We start from the raw sequence: 1,055 nt of genomic DNA on the forward strand, positions 1-1,055 counted from the left end.
CAGCCACCCGCACCCCCACCCGCGTACGGGTGGCCACCAGCTGCCCGTCCTGCGGATAGGCATGCCAGGTGCGCCAGTGCACCTGGCCCTCGTGTCGCTGGGCGAGCATCGCCGTGAAGGCGTGCGGGCTGCCGGGGAAGACCCCCGCCAGACCATTCGGATGGTCGGCCACCAGCGCGAGCAACTCCTGCGCGCGCCCCGCGAACGAGCCCCGCGACAACGTCTCGACGCGCGCGGCGAACTCGTACTCCCAGTCACCCACCCGCTTGGCGACGCCGAGCGGCAACGGCGTGCTACTGCCCGGAATACAGGCGACGGTCTCCGAACAACTGCCCCGCTCCTCCTCCAATAGCACCTGGTGGGACGCCCCGAGCAGTCTCAACTGGAGCTTCGAACCCGAGAGTTCCAGATCGAGCGTGGCGAGCGCGGGCAGCGGTTCGCGACCGAGGGCCCAGGCGAGATCGGCCGCACGCGTGTCGGTGTAGGCGGTGTTGAGGGTCGTGAGCATGGGTCGGCTCCGCTGCACGCAAAAGGGTGGGGTTGGTGTCTGTGAAGGGTGACGGTGAGTCGGTCCGTCGCACCCCGGTCGGCGCCGGGCGGGGATTGGGCCCGGGCGGCCAGGTCAGAAGGATGTTCCGGGGTCTGCGTCGGCGATTACGAGGGAATCATGAACGGCGCGTCCGCCACAGCGTTTTTACCCAACTTCGTAGGGTTTCCATCCCCCCGAGGGCTCCACAGCTCAACTGTTCAACCAAGAAGTGCGCCATTGGCTCACACGTGCGCCTTCACGCCCCCCGCTCTCTCAACGCCCCTCAACGTCCCTCAACACTCCTCGCCACCCGCCCGGCTCACCGCGCTCGGCGAATCGCCCCCGGCGGAGAATCCCGGCACACGGTGACGTGCCCGCCGGAGACGAGTCCCCGCACACGGCGAAGCGCCCGCCGGAAGAAGACTTCCGACGGACGCTCGTGGTGCCGGACGGCTCGGACGCGGTTCCCCGTCCGGAGCTCAGCTGCCCCGTGTCAGCTGCCTCCGCCGCATCCGCCCCCACCGCC

At 69.6% G+C, this 1,055-nt stretch carries 1 protein-coding gene; it reads right to left on the reverse strand.

Translation table 11 applies throughout. The features are described 5' to 3' along the window. Window positions 1-508 (reverse strand): DUF2617 family protein (locus AOK17_RS47505; RefSeq protein ID WP_055618819.1); only part of this gene is annotated, 508 nt, incomplete at its 3' end. Window positions 509-1,055: the final 547 nt, after the last annotated feature.

It is taken from the genome of Streptomyces phaeochromogenes, assembly GCF_001418655.1.
GTDB classification, from domain to species: Bacteria; Actinomycetota; Actinomycetes; order Streptomycetales; family Streptomycetaceae; genus Streptomyces; species Streptomyces phaeochromogenes.